Source organism: Actinoplanes sp. NPDC021490, from assembly GCF_055562135.1.
The window spans coordinates 183659-202601 of record NZ_JBVHFW010000008.1 but is presented as its reverse complement, the minus strand read 5'-3'; the positions used below and the strand labels follow the sequence as shown (position 1 = coordinate 202601).

Annotated in this window: 12 protein-coding genes; 7 read left to right on the top strand and 5 right to left on the bottom strand. The window is 70.8% G+C overall.

Annotation, left to right across the window (positions count from 1 at the left end):
- Window positions 1-7 precede the first annotated feature (7 nt).
- The gene (locus tag ACZ3I4_RS22600; RefSeq protein WP_465383964.1) at window positions 8-2185 is read right to left on the bottom strand and encodes a beta-galactosidase; all 2178 of its coding nucleotides are present in this window, start codon (window positions 2183-2185) and stop codon (window positions 8-10) included.
- A gap of 219 nt (window positions 2186-2404) precedes the next feature.
- Here ACZ3I4_RS22600 and ACZ3I4_RS22595 point away from each other — a divergent pair, with 219 nt between their 5' ends.
- The 5 genes from ACZ3I4_RS22595 (at window position 2405) to ACZ3I4_RS22575 (ending at window position 7733) form a co-directional block, all read left to right on the top strand.
- A complete protein-coding gene (locus tag ACZ3I4_RS22595; protein WP_465383963.1) occupies window positions 2405-3712 on the top strand; it encodes an ABC transporter substrate-binding protein in 1308 nt (435 codons plus the stop codon).
- A complete protein-coding gene (locus ACZ3I4_RS22590; RefSeq protein ID WP_465383962.1) occupies window positions 3709-4605 on the top strand; it encodes a carbohydrate ABC transporter permease in 897 nt (298 codons plus the stop codon). Before ACZ3I4_RS22595 ends, ACZ3I4_RS22590 begins: the two co-directional genes overlap by 4 nt.
- A 2-nt stretch (window positions 4606-4607) precedes the next feature.
- Window positions 4608-5498 (top strand): carbohydrate ABC transporter permease, encoded by an 891-nt coding sequence (locus ACZ3I4_RS22585; RefSeq protein WP_465383961.1) that lies wholly within the window; start codon window positions 4608-4610, stop codon window positions 5496-5498.
- Between the two features lie 17 nt (window positions 5499-5515).
- Window positions 5516-6550 carry a LacI family DNA-binding transcriptional regulator gene (locus ACZ3I4_RS22580; protein WP_465383960.1) on the top strand — a complete coding sequence of 345 codons (1035 nt, stop codon included), beginning with the start codon at window positions 5516-5518 and terminating at the stop codon, window positions 6548-6550.
- A 73-nt stretch (window positions 6551-6623) separates the two neighbouring features.
- Entirely contained in the window at window positions 6624-7733 is a 1110-nt protein-coding gene (locus tag ACZ3I4_RS22575) for a glycoside hydrolase family 53 protein (RefSeq protein ID WP_465383959.1), read from the top strand.
- Here ACZ3I4_RS22575 and ACZ3I4_RS22570 read toward each other — a convergent pair.
- Window positions 7730-8317, bottom strand: coding sequence for a TetR/AcrR family transcriptional regulator (locus ACZ3I4_RS22570; protein ID WP_465383958.1), 588 nt, complete (start codon window positions 8315-8317; stop codon window positions 7730-7732). The genes ACZ3I4_RS22575 and ACZ3I4_RS22570 overlap by 4 nt on opposite strands.
- Window positions 8318-8379: 62 nt before the next feature.
- On the opposite strand from ACZ3I4_RS22570, the gene ACZ3I4_RS22565 reads away from it, so the two are divergent.
- Entirely contained in the window at window positions 8380-9276 is an 897-nt protein-coding gene (locus ACZ3I4_RS22565) for an oxidoreductase (protein WP_465383957.1), read from the top strand.
- A 286-nt stretch (window positions 9277-9562) separates the two neighbouring features.
- Entirely contained in the window at window positions 9563-10990 is a 1428-nt protein-coding gene (locus ACZ3I4_RS22560; RefSeq protein WP_465383956.1) for an NAD(P)/FAD-dependent oxidoreductase, read from the top strand.
- Here the strand turns inward: ACZ3I4_RS22560 and ACZ3I4_RS22555 are convergent.
- The 3 genes from ACZ3I4_RS22555 to ACZ3I4_RS22545 form a co-directional block, all read right to left on the bottom strand.
- A complete protein-coding gene (locus tag ACZ3I4_RS22555; protein WP_465383955.1) occupies window positions 10987-11784 on the bottom strand; it encodes an ATP-binding protein in 798 nt (265 codons plus the stop codon). The two genes, ACZ3I4_RS22560 and ACZ3I4_RS22555, sit on opposite strands and share 4 nt — an antisense overlap.
- Before the next feature lie 81 nt (window positions 11785-11865).
- Entirely contained in the window at window positions 11866-16659 is a 4794-nt protein-coding gene (locus tag ACZ3I4_RS22550) for a DUF4011 domain-containing protein (protein WP_465383954.1), read from the bottom strand.
- Between the two features lie 92 nt (window positions 16660-16751).
- Entirely contained in the window at window positions 16752-18932 is a 2181-nt protein-coding gene (locus ACZ3I4_RS22545) for an MMPL family transporter (RefSeq protein ID WP_465383953.1), read from the bottom strand.
- Window positions 18933-18943: the final 11 nt, after the last annotated feature.

Below are 18943 nucleotides of genomic sequence, written 5' to 3'. Positions count from 1 at the left end.
CCCGGAATCAGCTCTCGCGCCACGTCGCCCGGAAGAGCATCTGCACGCCGTCGAGGGCCAGCAGCTGCTGCCCGTCCGCGGCGAGCAGCCGTTCGCGGGCGTCGGGAGGCAGCGACACGGTCGACCCCGCAGCCAGCGGCAGCAGGTGCAGGGTCAGCTCCGCGCCCGGCCGCCAGCCGGTGTCGCGCAGGTTCACCGTCCAGGCCGAGCCGTCCCAGAACCGGTCGGTGACGGGCCGCCCGTCGACGCGTAGCTGCCCGACGTCGCCGGCCCAGTCGATGCGCAGGAACGCTTCGGCGCCGGCGGGAATCGGGGGAATCTCGAGCCGATGGATCGCCGCCAATTCGTCGAACGTCTCCGGCGCGGGCGCGGATTGCCGGCCGTCGTACTTCCCATACGCCACCGGAACGGTTGCGGCGGCCGCGCGTACGGGAACGGGGGTCAGCTCGGCCGTGAAACCCGAAACGTCACCGTCGAGCGGAAGCGCCGCGAACGCGCCCGCCACCGCGTCGTAGAAGCGCACCGAGGGCGTAGCCGTGGCCACCACTTCGACCCGCCCGTCCGGGCCCCAGCGCAATTCGTCTTCGGAAAGCAGAAGCCGGCGCCGCGGACCGTCCTCGTCGACCCACACCGAGGAAGCCGCCGAGGCGGGAAGAATCAGCAGATCGAAATCGCCGAGCCGCACCGGGGAAAGCGCGGGTTCGGCCGCGGACACCACTCCCCCGACCGAATACGTCACGCCGACCCCGGCCGCGGCCAGCAGAACCAGCGTGGGCACCGGACCGGGCAGGATGGTCAGCGCCGACGCGGTGGCCCAGTCGAGCCGCCCGTCGCCGAGCGGCCACCGCAGCGGCCAGCAGGCCAGCGTGCCGGCCGGAATGTCGACCGGCGAGGCGGGCAGCGTCAGCTCGTCGTCGCCGAGCGCCACCCGGAACTGTGCCTGCGCATAGGGCGGCAACGGAAAATGCGGCTGGTGCCAAGCGAGGAACAGAAATCCGCTCTCGCCGTCGCTGCGCAGCGCGTACCGCATTGTCGACGAGTCCTCCACGCCGGAAGGCCGTACGGGCGGAAGGGTTGACGGCATGTCCGCGAGGCGATGCCCGAACGCCGCCAGGAAAGCGTGCTGCCGGCGCAGTTCGGCATGGCTGGCCGCGAGCATTCCGGATTCACCGATCGGCGCGTGGAAGTCGTACCCGAGCGGTGGCAGGTCGTTCGGATAGCCGGTGGCATGCGATTCCTGGGCGGCCGGCGGATTGGTGCCGCCGGCGTACATGTAATAGCCCTGCCAGGCCGATCCGTTGCCGATTTTGCAGTGCGCGATCGTGGCCACGTCGAGCGGGCCCGGCCGGGGCCGCCGGTGGTAGGCGGTCGCCATGCCGCCGCCGAGTTCGCAGGTGGCCGGGGGAAACAGCGGCGACGGCGTACGCGGCTGGGACGCGTTCAGCTTCGCCTCGTGCTTGCGCCGCACGTCGGCGCCGATGCCCGGGTCGTCCCAGACGTGCGAGAAGAAGTAGTGGTCGCGGAACGTCGGGTCCCAGGGCGCGTCCGCGTCGACCCAGAAGCCGTCGCCGTATCCGCCGTAGAGCGGCAGCACCTCGCCCTCGGGCAACTCGGCACCGCCCCAGGCGGTCGCCGTCCACAGCGGAGCGGTCAGGCCCGACGACCTAGCCAGCTGCTTGAGCGTGACGAGGTGCCCGGGCTGGTCGTAGAGCTCGTTCTCCAACTGAAGACCGAGCAGCTCGGCCCCGGCGGCCTGCGCGGCGATCTGCCCGAACCATTCCCCGACCAGTTCGAGGTAGGCCGGGTCGTCGGTGCGGTGCCGGACCGGCGCCCGCTGCACCCAGTCGGGGAAGCCGCCGTTGCGGCTCTCGCCGTGGCACCACGGGCCGATCCGCAGGACCATGTCGAGCCCGGCGTCGCGCACCTCGCCCAGGAAGGCCGCGAGGTCGAGGTGGCCGTCGAAGCGGGGTTCGCCGCGGCGCTCGACGTGGTGCAGCCAGAACACGTAGCTGGCGACGACGGTGACGCCGCCGGCTCGCATCTGGCGCAGGCGCTCGGCCCAGCGGTGCCGGGGCACGCGGCTGTAGTGCAGCTCGCCCGACACCGGGATGACCGGGACGCCCGATCTGGCCAGGAACCGGCTGGTCAGCGAGAGGTCCGGCCGCGCGTCCTCGTCGTTGCTCATCCGCGGTCTCAGCGGCGGCCCGGACCATGGCCGATGCGCGACAAACAACACGGTGGGGCTCCCAACCTGTAACCGGTCACAGCTCGTTGAGCACGGACGATACCGCGCGGTAACGGGCTGGACGCAAGGTCTTGACAATCATGAAAACGAGCATCACTGTAACCGGTCACAGGCCCAATCGGGTGACGCACGTCTCTCCCCTCCAAGCGAGGAGCATCAATGAGAAAGACATTCGCCGGGGTTCTGGCCGCGGCGCTTCTGATGACGACCGCCGCGTGCACCGGCGACGACGACGGTGGCGCTCCCGCGGCCGACCCGAACGAGAAGGTGGCGCTCACCTATTGGAGCTGGGCGCCGAACATGGACAAGGTGGTCGAGGGCTGGAACGCCTCGCACCCCAACATCAAGGTGACGGTCAACAAGCAGGACGGCGGCGACCCGGCGGTGGCCAAGCTGCTCACCGCGATCAAGGCCGGCAGCGGCGCCCCCGACGTCATGCAGGCCGAATACCAGAAGATCCCGACCCTGGTGGCGGCCGACGCCGTGGCCGACATCGCCAAGGAGGCCGGCGACCTCAAGGCGAAGTTCCCCGAGTCGGCCTGGAACGCGGTCACCCTGGGCGGCGAGGCCGTCTACGGCGTCCCGCAGGACTCCGGCCCGATGATGTTCTTCTACCGCTCCGACGTGTTCGACAAGGCCGGCGTTCAGGTGCCCAAGACCTGGGACGAGTACGCCGCGGCCGCGCGCACGATCCACACGAAGAACCCGAAGCAGTACCTGGGCACGTTCTCGTCCAACGACCCGGGCTGGTTCGCGGGCCTGTCGCAGCAGGCCGGCGCCTCGTGGTGGGGCGTGCAGGGCGAGTCGTGGACGGTCGCGATCAACGACGCGAACACCAGGAAGGTGGCCGATTACTGGGGCGGCCTGGTGCAGGACGGCGTGATCGACAACAAGCCGATGTACACGCCCGAGTGGAACGCGGCCCTCAACGACGGCACCCAGGTCGGCTGGCTCGGGGCGGTCTGGGGCCCGGGTGTCCTGGAGGGGAACGCCGCCTCGACCAAGGGCAAGTGGAAGACCGCGCTGCTGCCCAACTGGGACGCCGCGGCCCCGGCCAACGGCAACTGGGGCGGCTCGGCCACCAGCGTCACCTCGCAGAGCAAGCACAAGGCGCAGGCCGCCGAGTTCGTGAAGTGGCTCAACACCGACCCGGCGGCGCTCAAGGCGCTGGCCGGCACGGCGAACGTCTATCCGGCCGCCAACGACGCCACCGGTGTCGCGCTGACCCAGCCGCCGGCCTTCTTCAGCAATCAGCCCGACTTCTACACGATCGCCGCCGAGGCCGGGAAGATCACCAAGCCGTTCACGTACGGCCCCAACGTCAACGTCGCCTACAGCGCGTACAACGACGCGTTCGGCAAGGCGGCCGAGGGCAAGAAGGCGGCCGCGTTCGGCGCCGCGCTCGACACGATCCAGCAGGCCACGGTGGGTGACCTGAAGAACGCCGGATTCACCGTCGCCGAATGAACAAGAAGGGCGCACCTTATCTGTTCCTGACGCCCGCGCTGCTGCTGTTCGCGGCGTTCCTGGCGGCGCCCATCGTCTACGCCGGCTACCTGAGCCTGCGCCGGGTCAAGGTCAGCGGCCTGGGCCTCGGCGCGGGCGCGCGCACCGAGGTGTGGGCCGGGCTCGGCAACTATGCCCGGTCGCTGACCGACCCCGAGTTCGTGCCGAGCGTGCTGCGCGTGGGGGCGTACGGGCTGATCGTGGTTCCCGTCATGCTCGGCCTGGCGCTGGTCATGGCCCTGCTGCTCGACGCCGGACGGACCCGGGTGGGCACCTTCGCCCGGACCTCGATCTTCCTCCCGTACGCCGTGCCGGCCGTGATCGCCTCGCTGCTGTGGGGCTTCCTCTACCTGCCGCGGGTGAGCCCGATCGTCGACGTGCTGGGCGGTCTCGGCATCACCGCCCCGGACGCGCTGAGTTCGGGCTGGGTCCTCTACGCGGTGGCCAACATCGCCGTCTGGGGCGGCACCGGCTTCAACATGATCGTGCTCTACACCGCGCTGCGGGCCATCCCGACCGACCTGTTCGAGGCGGCCCGCCTGGACGGCGCCTCGGACGTCCAGATCGCGCTGCGCATCAAGATTCCGGTCATCGGGCCTTCACTGGTGATGACGTTCCTGTTCTCGCTCATCGCCACGCTGCAGGTCTTCGCCGAGCCGATGACCCTGCGGCCGCTCAGCAACACGATCTCGACCACCTGGACCCCGCTGATGAAGGTCTACCGGGACGCGTTCGTGCGCAATGACATCTATTCGGCCGCGGCGACCTCCGTGGTGATCGCGGCGGCCACGTTCGTCATCTCGTACGGGTTCCTCAAGCTCGTCGGCTCGCGGGCCTTCAGTCAGGAGAACTGATCATGGCCGTCGTTCTGGACCGGGCCGCGGTCGTGCGGGCCACGCCGCCACCCTCGCCCCGCCGCCGTCGCGCCAGCCCCACCGCGACCGTGCTCCTGCTGCTCGGGGCCGCGTACTGCCTCCTGCCGGTCCTGTGGGTGGTGGTCGCCTCGACCAAGAGCGCGAGCGAGCTGTTCACCACGTTCACGTTCTTGCCCAGTACGCACCTGTTCGACAACATCGCGTCGCTCAGCGCGTACCGGGACGGGCTCTACTGGCGCTGGATGGTCAACTCGGCCGTCTTCGCGGGCGGCGGGGCGGCGGTGTCGACGCTGGTCAGCGCCATGGCCGGGTTCGCGCTGGCCAAGTACGACTTCCGGGGCAAGGCGCTGGTCTTCAACATCGTGCTGGCCGGCGTGCTCGTCCCGGCCGTGATCCTCGCCGTCCCGCAGTACCTGCTGCTGGCCAAGGTGGGCATGACGAACACGTACTGGTCCGTGCTTCTGCCCAGTTTCATCAGCCCGTACGGGATCTATCTGTGCCGGATCTTCGCGGCCGCCACCGTGCCGGACGAGGTGCTGGAGGCGGCCCGGATGGACGGGGCGAGCGACTGGCGCGCCTTCTCCCGGGTGGCGCTGCCGATGATGCGCGCCGGGCTCGTGACGGTGTTCCTGTTCCAGTTCGTGGCCATCTGGAACAACTACATGCTGCCGTTCATCATGCTCGGCGACGACAAGCTGTTCCCGGTCACGGTCGGGCTCAGCGGGCTGCTCAACCAGGGCGCCACCCAGCCGGCGATGTACACGTCGGTCGTCACCGGCGCCCTGCTGTCGATCGTTCCGCTCGTCGCGTTGTTCCTTGTTCTGCAGCGCTATTGGCGAGTTGACCTGGGTGCGGGCGCGGTGAAGATGTGACGTCTATGCTTCCCACCGTGCCAGCCCCGTCCGGACCAGGGCGCAAGCGGCCCACGATCCGCGACGTCGCGCGCGAGGCCGGGGTCTCCTACGCCACCGTCTCCCGCGTCCTCAACGGGCGCGAGTGGGTGAGCCCCGAGGCCGTCCGGGCGGTCCGCGAGGCCATTTCCCGTACGGGATACACGGCCAACCCGCACGCCCGCTCGCTGGCCACCGGCAAGTCGGGATCGATCGCGTTCCTGCTCACCGAGCCGCAGCACCTGCTGTTCGAGGATCCGAACTTCTCGGTGCTGCTGCGCGGCGTGGCCCAGGCCCTGTCCGACCGCGAGCTCACGCTGATCCTGATGATCGCGTCGACGCCCGAGGAACGCGCCCGCACCATCGCCTATCTTTCCGGCGGGCACGTCGACGGCGTGCTGCTGGTGTCCCCGCACTCGGGCGACCCGCTGCTCAGCCAGCTCGTGCGGGCCGAGGTGCCGATCGTGGCCTGCGGCCGGGTCCTCGGCTACGAACAGGTGATCAGCTCGGTGATGGCCGACGACCGCAACGGCGGGCGCTCGGCCGTCGAGCACCTGATCGCGGCCGGGTGCACGAGCATCGCCACGATCACCGGCCCGCAGGACACGGCGGGCGGCGTCGACCGGCTGCAGGGCTACCACGACGCGCTGACCGCACACGCGCTGACGATCGAGCCGGACCGGATCGTGCACGGCGACTGGAGCCGCGAGTCGGGCGCGGCCGCCATGCGGACGCTGCTCGACCGGTCCCCCGGCCTCGACGCGGTGTTCGCCGCCTCCGACGCGATGGCCGCCGGCGCCCTGCGTGTGCTGCGCGAGGCGGGCCGGGACGTGCCGGGCGACGTCCGGGTGGTCGGCTTCGACGACTCGGGCCTGGCCGCCACCACCGAACCTCCCCTGACCACGGTCCGCCACCCCCTGGACCGGGTCGCCGACGAGATGGTCCGGCTGCTCACCGACGTGATCGCGGGCCGGACCCCGCTCTCCATCACCGTGCCCACGACCCTGGTCGTGCGTGCTTCCTCCCCCGCTTGACCCGCTCCACGGCTCACGGCTCCACCCCGGCGTCTCCACCGTCGCCGGCACATCCCTGTAGTGAGGGAGCCATATGAAACCGTCCCGTGTCCGCGCCGCGGTGCTCGCCGCCGTCCTGGCGACCACCGCGGCCCTGACCGCCACCCCGGCCCACGCCGCACCGACCCTGACCATGCGCGGCGCCGACGTGTCGTCGCTGCAGCGCACGCTCGACCTCGGCGGCAAGTACTACAACGCCTCCGGCAACGCCGCCGACCCGTACGACATCCTCAAGTCGGCCGGGGTCAACTACGCCCGCCTGCGCATCTGGAACAACCCGGCCAGCGGCTACAACAACAAGGCCAAGGTGCTCCAGCAGGCCCGGGCGATCAAGGCCAAGGGCCTCAAGCTGCTGATCGACTTCCACTACTCCGACACGTGGGCCGACCCGGGCAAGCAGTTCACGCCCGCGGCCTGGGCCGCGCACTCGCTCCCCCAGCTCCAGTCCGATGTCTACAACTACACGTACGACGTCTGCACCTCGCTCAAGGCTCAGGGCACCACGCCGGACAGCATCCAGGTCGGCAACGAGATCAACGTCGGCATGCTGTGGCCGCGCGGGCAGGTCGTGAACAACGACTTCGCGCCGCTGGCATCGCTGCTCAAGCAGGGCTACAACGCGGTGAAGGCGTGCAACAACGCAACCCAGGTGTGGGTGCACGTGGCCGACGCCGACAGCATGGCCAACATGCGCTGGTTCTACGACGGCATCAAGAACCAGGGTGTGCCGTGGGACGTGACGGCGCTGTCGTACTACTGCATGTGGCATGGCTCGCTGGCCAACCTCTACAACGTCATCACCGACGCGCGCACCCGTTACGGCAAGCCGGTGGTGATCGCCGAGACGGCCTACCAGTTCACCACGGCCGACGCCGACAACGAGCCCAACTCCATTCCCGGTACGGTCCTGTGCGACAACATCCCGGCCACGTCGGCCGGGCAGGCCCAGCAGTTCGCCTGGGTGCAGAACACGGCCCGGAACGCGGGCGCCGTCGGAGTCTTCTACTGGGAGCCCACCTGGTACGCCATCAAGGGCAACGGCTGGGACCCGGCGAACATCAACGGCACCGGCGACGGCTGGGACAACATGGCCGTCTTCGACTGGAAGGGCCGAGTCAACCCGCACATCCGCTGGACTCCCTAGACCGGAGCCGCTCCCCGCACGAACTGCTCGACGGCCGTCCCCACGAGGTCGTCGAGCAGCAGTTCCGGCCGGACCATGTCGCCGTTGATCAGGGTGGCGATCCCCTGCATGGTCGCGAACAGCACGATCCCGACCCGCTCCGGGTCACCGGCGGCCAGTAGGCCCTGCTGCTGTCCCTGCACGATCACGTCGTACATCAGCGCGAACGCCGGCTCGGCCGCCGCGACCAGCCGCTCGGCGCCGGGCCGGTGCTTGCCGGTGAACATCAGCTCGAGCAGCGCCGCGTCCTCGGTGGCGAACCGGATGTACGCGGTCATGACGGCCCGCAGGCGCGCGACAAAATCCTCCCCCGCCGGCGCGGCGGCCGCCCGCAGCTCGGCGTCGAGGCGCCGGAACCCGGTCTCGGCCAGCGCGTCGAGCAGGGCCTGCCGATCCGGGAAGTGCCGGCGCGGAGCCGCGTGGCTGACGCCGATCTCACGGGCCAGCTCGCGCAGCGACAGCTGCTCCACGCCGCTCTCGCGCAGGCTGCGCTCGGCCGCGGCGATCAGGGCGTCCCGGAGTTGACCATGGTGATAGGGCGGCACTCCCGCATGCTAGCCGATTGTTGCCATTGACGACATTGTTGGCGGTGACTACATTGTTGCTCATGACAACATTTACCTCAGCCAGCGTCCCCTCCATGACCGGCCGCACGGTTGTCGTCACCGGCGCCAACAGCGGCATCGGCCGGGCCGCGGCCCGCGTTCTGGCCGCCCGGGGCGCCCGGGTCGTGCTGGCCGTCCGCGACATCGCCCGGGGACGCGAGGCCGCCGCCACGATGACCGGCGACCTGCTCCTCCGCCGCCTCGACCTGGCCGACCTGGCCTCGGTGCGCGCGTTCGCCGACGGCCTGGACGAGCCGGTCGACCTGCTCATCAACAACGCCGGCCTGATGGTGCCCCCGCTCGGGCGCACCGCCGACGGCTTCGAGCTTCAGATCGGCACCAACCACCTGGGCCACTTCGCGCTGACCAACCTGCTGCTGCCGCGCATCCGGCAGCGCGTGGTCACCGTCTCGTCCAACGGTCACCGAGCCGGCCGCATCGACTTCGACGACCTCAACTGGGAGCGCCGCGCCTACCGCCCGATGGCCGCGTACGGCCAGTCCAAGCTGGCCAACCTGCTGTTCACCGCCGAGTTGCAGCGCCGGCTGACCGAGGCCGGCTCGGCCGTGCTGGCCACCGCGGCCCACCCCGGCCTCGCCTCCACCAACCTGCTGAACCGCTCCGGGGTGCCCGGCTGGATCGCCACGGTGACGCGGGGCCTGGAACGCCTGACGGCCCAGACCGAGGACGAGGGCGCCCTGCCCACCCTGTTCGCGGCCGTGGCCGACGTCCCCGGCAACGCCTACGCCGGCCCCGGCGGCTTCCTCCAGGGCCGCGGCGCTCCCCAGCTGGTCGGCCGCTCCCGCCGAGCCCAGGACACCGCCGTGGCCCGCCGCTTGTGGACGGTCTCCGAGCAGCTCACCGGCGTCTCGTTCGGCCTGACCAGCCGCGCTGGTTAGTTAAGTCGCGGTCAGCGGCTTGGCCAGCAGCGCGCCGACCGCGGCCCCGGCCCAGTGGGTGCCGCTTCTGCCATGGGCGCGATCTACCCCACGAACTCTCACGCTAACGCCTGCCGTCGGGCATGATGACGACATTGAAGGTTTTTCCCTTGCCGGGCTGGGAAAGCAAGGTCATCGAGGCCCCGCGCATTACCGCGCCGGGCCTCCACAGTGTCGGTACTCACGGCATAATTGGCCTGGTCAGGGTGCTCTACTTAATGAGACACCGAGCACCGAGGGAGTGGTAATGCAGCGGCATCGGGTGGCAGTCATCGGGGCCGGATTCGGGGGGCTTTTCGCCATCAGGGCGCTCCGGAACGCGAACGTCGACATCACGCTCATCAACGGCACGGCATACCACCTGTTCCAGCCCTTGCTCTATCAGGTGGCGACGGGCGTCCTCTCCGAGGGCGAGATCGCGCCGCCCATCCGCGAGGTGCTCAAGGGCCAGGACAACGTCGACGTCAAGCTGGGCTGGGCCCGCGAGGTCGACACCGAGCGCAAGGTAATCTCGGTGGCCGGTCCGGGCATCGACTACACCGTCGAGTACGACACCTTGATCGTCGCCGCCGGCGCCTCGCAGTCCTACTTCGGCAACGACCACTTCAACGAGTACGCGCCCGGCATGAAGAGCATCGACGACGCTCTCGAGCTGCGGGCCAAGATCTTCGGCGCCTTCGAGATCGCCGACCTGCAGACCGACCCCGAGGCGCAGGAGCGCTGGCTCACCTTCGTGGTGGTCGGCGCGGGCCCGACCGGTGTCGAGATGGCCGGTCAGATCGCCGAGCTGGCCCACCGCAACCTGGTCGGGCAATACAAGCACATCGACCCGCGCAAGGCCCGGATCATTCTGATCGACGCGGTCGGCGCGGTGCTCAACACGTTCGGCGACCACCTCTCCACGCGGGCGCTGCGCCAGCTGCACCTGATGGGCGTCGAGGTCGAGCTGAACACCAAGGTGGTCGACGTCGACCTGACCGGCATCGAGGTCGAGTCGGAACGCGGTCACCAGCGCATCCCGTCGATGACGAAGGTGTGGGCGGCCGGGGTGCAGGCGCCGCCGCTGGGCCGGCAGATCGCCGAGTCGGCCGGGGCCGAGACCGACCGCGCGGGCCGCGTCATGGTGCAGCCCGACCTGACGGTCCCGGGTCACCCCGAGATCTTCGTGCTGGGCGACATGATGCACCTGCCCGGCGAGGACGGCCGTCCTCTGCCCGGCGTCGCCCAGGTGGCGATCCAGGGCGGGCGCTACGCGGCCGACATGATCAAGCGCCGCCTGCGCCACAAGGACGCGCCCGGCCCGTTCAAGTATTTCGACAAGGGCAGCATGGCCACGATCTCGCGGTTCTCCGCGGTGGCCAGCGTCGGCAAGCTGCGGCTGTCCGGTTTCTTCGCCTGGATGATGTGGCTCGCGGTGCACGTGGTCTATCTGGTCGGCTTCAAGAACAGGTTCACCACGGTGCTGCACTGGGCGGTCAGCTTCGTCGGCCGCGGCCGCTCCGAGCGGGTCGCGACCGAGCAGCAGGCTTTCGCCCGCCGGGCCATGCGCGACTTCGGCGACCCGTACAAGCGGGTGCGGGCCGCCGTCGAGGCCGAGACTCTGGACAAGACCGAGGTGCCCCTCGAGAAGCACCCGGCCGAGGCCGGCAAGGCGAAGGCCACGATCAACAGTTAGGGGCGTACGGTCGCCCAGACCATTTTGCCGTCCCGGGTGGGCAGAGCTCCCCACCCGGTCGAGGCGGCCCGCACAGTCCGCAGTCCCTGACCGCGCATGTCCCACAGGTTGCCCGGCGGATCCCGCGGCGGGTCGGCCAGCTGGGGCATGCGCGGATCGCAGTCGGCGACGATCAGGTGCAGGCCGCGGCCGCGTCGCACCACCACGGCCGAAAAGGGCGTGGCGGCATGCTCTATCGCGTTGGCCGCCAGTTCGCTCATCACGAGCCGAGCCGGGAAGAGCACCTCGGACAGACCCCACGCGCTGCAGGCCTCGCTCACCAGGTTGCGGGCCAGGGCGGGGCTGTCGGGGTGCGGCGGCAGGTCGAGCCGCAGCCGGTCGGTGATTGGGCCGCCGGCCACCACCGCCGCGCGAGCCGCCCCCACGTCGTCGAAGATGGGCAGAAACCTGGGCGCGCCCAGGCGGTCGAGCCGGTCGGCCAGCACCGCCCGTCGCGGCAGACAGGCCGCCACCCGTACGGGAGGCTCCATCGAGGCGCCGACGCGGGACACGGTCAGCCAGGTCGCGGCGCTCGCGGCCCTCGTGTCGATCACCTCGCTGAGGTCCACGACCATCGCCATCGGATGCTCGCTCAGCACTTTCTTGACGGCCATGAACGCGTCGCGGCGCAGCGGGCTTCCCCACGTTCCGCGCACGGTGACGAGGGTGACGGCACCGTCCGCGTCCGCCGTCACCGCGACGACGCCGCTGACGTCGCGAGGGCCGTGACGGCCGGTGGCATGACGTCCGCGCATGACCGGCCAACGATTGCTCTCCATGAGAGGCGACGCCTACCCGCCGAAGAGATCACCATGCGCCAATACCGGCTATTACCGCTAAAGAGTGTCCCCTGATCGGGTCACGGGCGTCTCCGGCGGCAGCAGTTCGCCCGAGATGGCCCGGTACGGCGGCCATTCGGGCACGGCGAGCTGGTCGACGCCGACCGGGTCGGCCAGCGCCCGGTCGATGGCGGCGCGCAACCGGTTCTGCTCCTCGGCCGGGTTCTGATACCAGGCCACCGACCAGATCCGGTGCATGTGCCAGCCGAGCGCGCGCAGTTCCTCGTCGCGCAGCCGGTCGCGGTCGCGCGTGGACGGGATGTGCTGGTAGTCCGGGCCGTCGAACTCGATGCCGATGGCGAACACGTCGTCGTCCTGGTCGGGGTGCAGCACGGCCAGGTCGATCCAGTGCCCGGCGGCGCCGACCCGGCGGCGTACGCGATAGCCCCACGACGTCAGGGCGGTGAGCACGGCGTCCTCGAACGGCGACGCGTCCTCCCGGTCGGCCACGTCGCGCCCCAGTGTGGCCGCGGACCGCTCGGCGTACTCGAGGAACGCCTTGAGGTGCCGCACGCTCTCGTTGCCCATGTCGGGCACGTCGCCGGCGCGGATCGACGCGACCACCTCGACCCGTTCGCGGGCCCGGGTGATGGCGACGTTGAGGCGGCGCCAGCCCATCGGCCGGTTGAGCGAGCCGAAGTTCGTACTGATCTTGTCGTTCTCGTCGTAGCCGTAGCCGACCGACATGATGATCACGTCGCGGACGTCGCCCTGAACCGCCTCCAGGCTCTTGCAGAAGAACCCGGTCAGCCGGTCGTTGTCCTCCAGGAAGTGCTCGAGGTCGGGGCGCTCGGCGATCGCGCGGCGCACCGCGTCGTCGACGGCGTCGGCCTGCGCCACCGAGAGCGTGACCACGCCCAGCGTCTTGCCGGGCCGGGCCGTGTAGTGGTGCAGCACCCGCTCGGCCACCGCGTCGGCCTCGATCGGGTTGTCCGAGGTGGTCTGCCGCCGGTACACCCCGTCGACCAGGAACATCTCGACGCCGTGGTCGGGCTCCTGCGGATAACAGCGAGTCAGGCTGACCAGCCGGCCGTGGTAGTAGGCAAGGTTGGCGAACGCGAACAGCGCCTCGTGCCGGCTGCGGTGGTGCCAGCCCAGGTGCAGCACCGGGAAGGTGGCGCGGGCCAGTTCGAGGATGGACGGGAAGTCGGTGACGTCGTCCTCGACCCGGTCGTAGTACGAGGTCGGCGGCAGCTGGCGGTCGTCGCCGGCCACGACGAGCGCGTCGCCGCGGTAGATGCAGTTGATCGCGTCGGCCGTGGTCACCTGGGACGCCTCGTCGATGACGACCATGTCGAACTCCATCTCGGGCGGCAGATACCGGCTCACCGCGAGCGGGCTCATCAGCAGGCACGGCTTGAGTCCCTGCACCGCGTGCCGGGCCTGCGCGAGCAGTTCCCGTACGGGCAGGTGGCCGCTCTGCTTGTTGCCCTCGCGCCGGATCACGCCGGGCTCACCGCCGGCCGACGCGGACGGCCGGCGGGCTTCCACGGCGTAGACGATGTCGGCCAGCGCGGCCGAGGTCAGCTCGTGGTCGAGCAGGCGATAGACCTCGACCAGATGGGTACGGTCCTCGGCCGACACCGGCTGCAGGCCCGGGTCGTCGCGGATGACCGCGTCGGCCCAGCCGCGGTAGAGCGAGCGCTCCAGCACCGGCCAGACCTGGTCGATCGGCGTCTCCTCGTCGGCGCAGAACGCGAGCGCGTCGGCCAGGCCGTGGTCGACCAGCACCCGCCGGGCGTCCTCGTGCCGGAACCACTCCTGCTGGCCCTCGGGGTCGTGCAGCAGCTCGACGAGCAGGTCACGGGCGTTGTCGTAGTTGCCGAGCCGCTCGGTGAGCTCGCCGTGTCGGGCCGGGCCGAACGCGTCCAGCACCTGTCCCCGGGCGGCCTCCCAGCCGGCCACCGCCGCGGGCAGCCCCTCGGTCGGGTGGGCCTCCATCAGCGCGTGCGCCTGTTCCCGGCTCATCGGCGCGTCCTCGCCGGTCATCAGCCGCCGGGCCTGCACGGTCCACGCGACGACCTCGTTCATCGCCTCGTCGTCGGTCTTGGTGCCCCGGTACACCGTGCCCAGCACGGCCGAGTGCGCGGCGGCCTCGGCCCAGATCGCCTCCTCGGCGTCGGTGGCGGCCTGCCGCTGCTCGGCGATGTCCATGGCCTCGGCCAGGGTGAGGTCACGGCCGGTGGGCGCGCTGTACGAGCGGATCATCTCGGCCGCGGCTTGCAGCGGGGCGATGTGGGCGCGCAGCCACGTCACCGCGTCGGCGATGGCGCCCTCCCCCAGCTCGGGACGCGGGGCCCGGGCCGGCGACGGGCGCAGGGTGGTGCGGAACCGGGTGAACTCGTCGCGGGCCTCGCCGACGATGCGCAGCAGCGCGCTGTTGGGCCGGGGCGCGCAGACGTGCACGGTCACGGCGGCCAGCGCGTCGGCCGGCACCTCGCGGATCACCTCGTCGGCGGTGTGCATGGCCTCCTGGATGGCGTGGAAGTCGGTGTCCATGCCCTTCCAGTGCCGGCCCAGCTGCTCGGCGTGCTCGGCCTCGGCCGCGGCCAGGTCCTCGAGCGCCTGCTTCCAGGCGGCGGCGTCCTCGACATTGGCGATGGCCTGGGCCGGTTTGACGTCGGGCCGCGCCGCCTCGACCGCCACCCGCTTGTCGCGCCGGTAGGGACGCAGCAGCTTGCGGGGGCCACGGTTGCGGGTGAGCCGGTCGGCGACCTCGGTGATCGGCTCCTCCAGCACCCCCTCGTCGAAGTGCTGACGGGCCTGGGACTCGGTTTCCCGTACGCGCTCGATCGCCAGCCGCAGGGCCCGCACCGCCGCGTGGGCCGCGGGCATCCCGCCCGTCTCGAACCAGGCCGGCTCGGGCTTCTGCTCGCGGTTGATCAGGTCGGAGATCGTGATGACGCGGTTGGAGTCGGAGAACGTGACCACGTTGGGCAGGCCGAGCCGGGCGGTGACCCGGTCCAGGCTCTCCTGGCGGCTCTCCAGCCGGTCGGCCTCCTCGGCGAACTTGTTGGCCAGGTGGTCGGCCTGGGCGGCGTTGAGCGGCTTGAGGTCGACCGCCTCGGGCACCAGGTGCGACAGGTCGGGGATGCCGGCCATCTCGTCGGCCGACGGCAGCTCGGCCCACGGGATGCCGCCGTAGCGCAGCGCGGCCAGGTGGTGGGTGAGGTCGGTGGCCGCCTTCTGCACCGGCTGGATGCTGTCGATCGTCAGCCAGTCCTCTTCGACCTTGACCGGGCGCTTGCCCGCGTGCGCCGAGAGCGCGGCCAGCCGGGCCGCGCCGGACGGCTCGTGCAGGTCGAACGCGTCGGCCAGGGTCGAGTTGGCGATCACCGTCTCGGCCAGCTTGCCCAGCGCGGTCAGGGCCTGGCGCAACCGGGCGTCCAGCGGCTCACGGTCGATCGCCTCACGCCACAGGTACGTCTCGCTGCGGACCCGGCCGAGGCGGGCCACGGCGTCGCGGATGCGATAGACGGCCTCGCCGGTGAGGTCGTGCGGGTCGATCCCGGCGACCGGGGCGGCCGGCACGTCGAGCAGCCGGGCGCAGATGCCCAGCACCTCGAACAGGCTGCGGCCGAGCGGCTGACGGACGCGGTTCAAGGCTTCCCCGTACGAGGTGAGCCTCTCGCGCCTCTCCCGGACGGCTCGCCGGTCGATCGGATCCATGGCCGCCAGCGGCGCCGCTTCGGTCTCCAGGGCCGAGGCCAGCACGTCGGCCACCTCGCGCCGCCCGGTCAGGTCGCTGTGCAGGGCGAGCAGATAGTTGCCGAGCCCGGCCTCGGTGAGCCGGCGCTGCACGGTGTCGAGCGCGGCCGCCTTCTCCGAGACGACCAGCACCCGCTTGCCCGCGTGCAGCAGCCCGCCGACGATGTTGGCGATCGTCTGCGACTTGCCGGTGCCGGGCGGCCCGTCGAGCACGAAGCTGCGCCCGGCCACGGCGGCGGCCACCGCGACCCGCTGGGTGGCGTCGGCGTCGAGGATCAGCGGCACGTCCTCGGGCGGCGCGACGACGTCGATCCGCTCGACCGGGGTCGGTTCGAAGGCGAACTCCCGGTCGGCGTCGTGCGTGGCCAGCGCGCGCACGACCGGGTGCTCGACGATGTGCGGCTCGTTCTCGAACAGGTCGTAGTACATCGCCTCGCGGTGCACGCTCAGGCAGGACAGCGTGACCGTCTCGTCGGCGTACCAGCCGCGGCGCTCGCCGATGGCCACGTCGACCTTGGCCCAGAGCACGGTCACGTCGAGCTCGGCCAGCGAGTTGATCTCGGGGATCTCGATGTCGAGCTCGTCCATCCGCACGACCAGGGCCGGGTTGACGATCGGGTCCTCGGGGCGGGCGATCAGGCGCGGGCCGGCCGGATCGATCTCGACCGGGATGAGCAGGATCGGGCTCTCGTACGGGGACCCGTCGTCGTCCGACCAGTGCAGCATGCCCAGGCCGAGGTAGAGGGGAGACACCCCCCGGTCGAGCATCTCCTGCCGGGAGCGGCGCCAGAACGCGTGCAACAACGCACCGAGCTGCTCTTCGGGCAGCTCGGTGCGCAGCACGTGCACGGGGACGTCCGGGTCGTCGGAGTGGAAGCTGTAGCCGCCGCCCTCCTGCAGCACCTTGACGATCGCCTTGGGCGCCGGGCCGGTGATCTCGACGGCGCCCGAGGCGACCCGGGCGAAGTTGAGCAGGGGGTTGGTGCCGGTCAGGTCGACCAGGCCGGAGCGCCAGGTCTCCAGGGCCGTTCGGACCTCGGCACCCGGGAGCCCACCCAAATCCTCTTCATGTTCCGGCCACATGCCTCAATTCCAGCAAGCCGGACGCACGTTACGTGGGTGATTCGGCGACCTGCTTCCGGATATTTACGGCATAAGGCGTTTCCCGGGCCTTTTCAGGCAGCGTGAACGTGCTCCTCGATGTCGCGGGCGTCGTCCGGAGCGCGCCTTTCCAGGGCCGCACCCTCGACGTCGACGGCCGGCAGCCAGCTCAGCCAGCTCGGCAGCCACCAGGCCGACCGGCCCATCAGCGCGATCGCCGCCGGGACGATCACCATGCGGACCACGATCGCGTCGAACAGGATGCCGATCGCCAGGGCGAACGCGATCGGCTTGATCGTGTCATTACCCTCGGGCACGAAACCGGCGAACACCGAGAACATGATGGTCGCCGCGGCCACGACCACCGGCGCGGCCTGCCGGAAGCCGGTCACCACGGCCTCGCGCGGCTCGACGCCGTGTGCGTGTGCCTCATGCATCCGCGAGACCAGGAAGACCTGGTAGTCCATGGCCAGGCCGAACAGGATGCCGACGATGATGATCGGCGCCAGGCTGAGCAGCGGCCCGGTGGTCTGCGCGTTGACCAGGCCGGAGAGCCAGCCCCACTGGAAGACCGCGGTGGTGGCGCCGAGCGCGGCCCCGATGGTGAGCAGGAAGCCGACCACACCGGCCACCGGCACCAGCAGCGAGCGGAAGACCAGCACCAGCAGCACGAAGGCCAGGCCGACGACGAGCACGAGGTAGATCGGCAGCGCCTGGTCGAGCTTCTCCGACACGTCGATGCTGACCGCGGTCTGCCCGGTCACGTAGACCTCGGCGCCCGGCCCGTCGGCCACGTCGTCGCGGATGGCGTGCACCAGGTCGAGCGTGGCGGTTTCCTCCGGCCCCGAGCCCGGGATGATCGTGATCAGGGCGGCGTCGCGGGCCTCGCTGACCCGCGGCTCGGCCACGAACGTCACGTCGGGCAGAGCCGAGATCTTTTCCCGTACGGACGTGGCGTACTGCGGGGCGCCGGAGCCGTCGACCAGCACCAGCAGCGGGCCCGCGAAGCCCGGACCGAACCGCTCGGCGATGATCGCGTCGGCCTTCTCCTGGGTGCTGCCCTCGGCGGCCCGCTGGATCAGCGTCGTCTGCATCGAGAAGAACGGGATCGCGATCACGGCGAGCGCGGCGACCGCGACGATCAGGCTGAGCACGCGCTGGTGGGTCACCATGTGGGCCCAGCCGCGATAGAAGCCACGGTCACGTACGGGGGCGGCGGCCGGGTTGCCGCGCTCCTTCTTCGGCAGCGCCCGCATGCCGATCGCGCCGAGGAAGGCCGGCACCAGGGTGATGGCCACCAGCACGGCGAAGACGATGGTGCCCGCGGCGGCCAGGCCCATCTCGGTCAGGAACGGGATGCCGGCGACCGCGAGGCCGGCCAGCGCGATGACCACGGTGAGACCGGCGGTGACCACGGCCGAGCCCGCGGTGCCGACCGACAGGGCGACCGCCTCGGGCACGGGCAGGCCGCGCCGCAGCTCCTGACGGAACCGGGTGACGATGAACAGCGCGTAGTCGATGCCGACGGCCAGGCCCAGCATGATCGCGAGGATCGGGGTGGTCGACTGGAGCTCGGTGAAGCCGCTCAGGGTCGTGATGCCGAGCGCGCCGATGGCCACCCCGGCCAGCGCGGTCAGCAGGTTCATGCCGGCCAGCACGAGTGAGCCGTAGGTGATGGCCAGCACGATCAGGGCCACCACGACGCCGAGGATCTCGCCCGCGCCGCCGATGTCGGCGCCCGACTCCTGCGTGGCCTCGCCGCGCGCCTCCACGATCAGGTCGGCGCCGCGGGACTGGTCGACCACCGCGGTCAGGGCCTCGCGCTCCTCGACGGTGATCTCGGACGCCTCCACGCCGTAGGTCACCGTGCTGTAGGCGGCGGTCTGGTCCCGCGAGACGGTGGGCGCCTTGGGGTCGAGCGGGTTGCTGGCCGCGACCACACCCGGAAGCTTCTGCAGCTTCGCGACGATGGCGGCCACCTGGGCCGCGCTCGCCTGGTCGGTGATCTTGCCGGTGCCGGGCGCCTCCATCACCACCTGGGCGGTGGCGCCGGCCGAGGCCGCCCCGAACTTGTCCTCCATCAGGTCGAGCGCCTTGGTCGACTCCTGCCCCGGGATCTCGAACGAGTTGACCATGGTGCCCGAGAGCGTGGCCGCGCCGGCGCCGAGGGCGATCACGGCCACCAGCCAGGCGATCATGACCAGCGCCTTGTGGCGTACGGCGCCCAGACCGAGGCGATGCAGCAACGTTGCCATGTGCTTGTTCC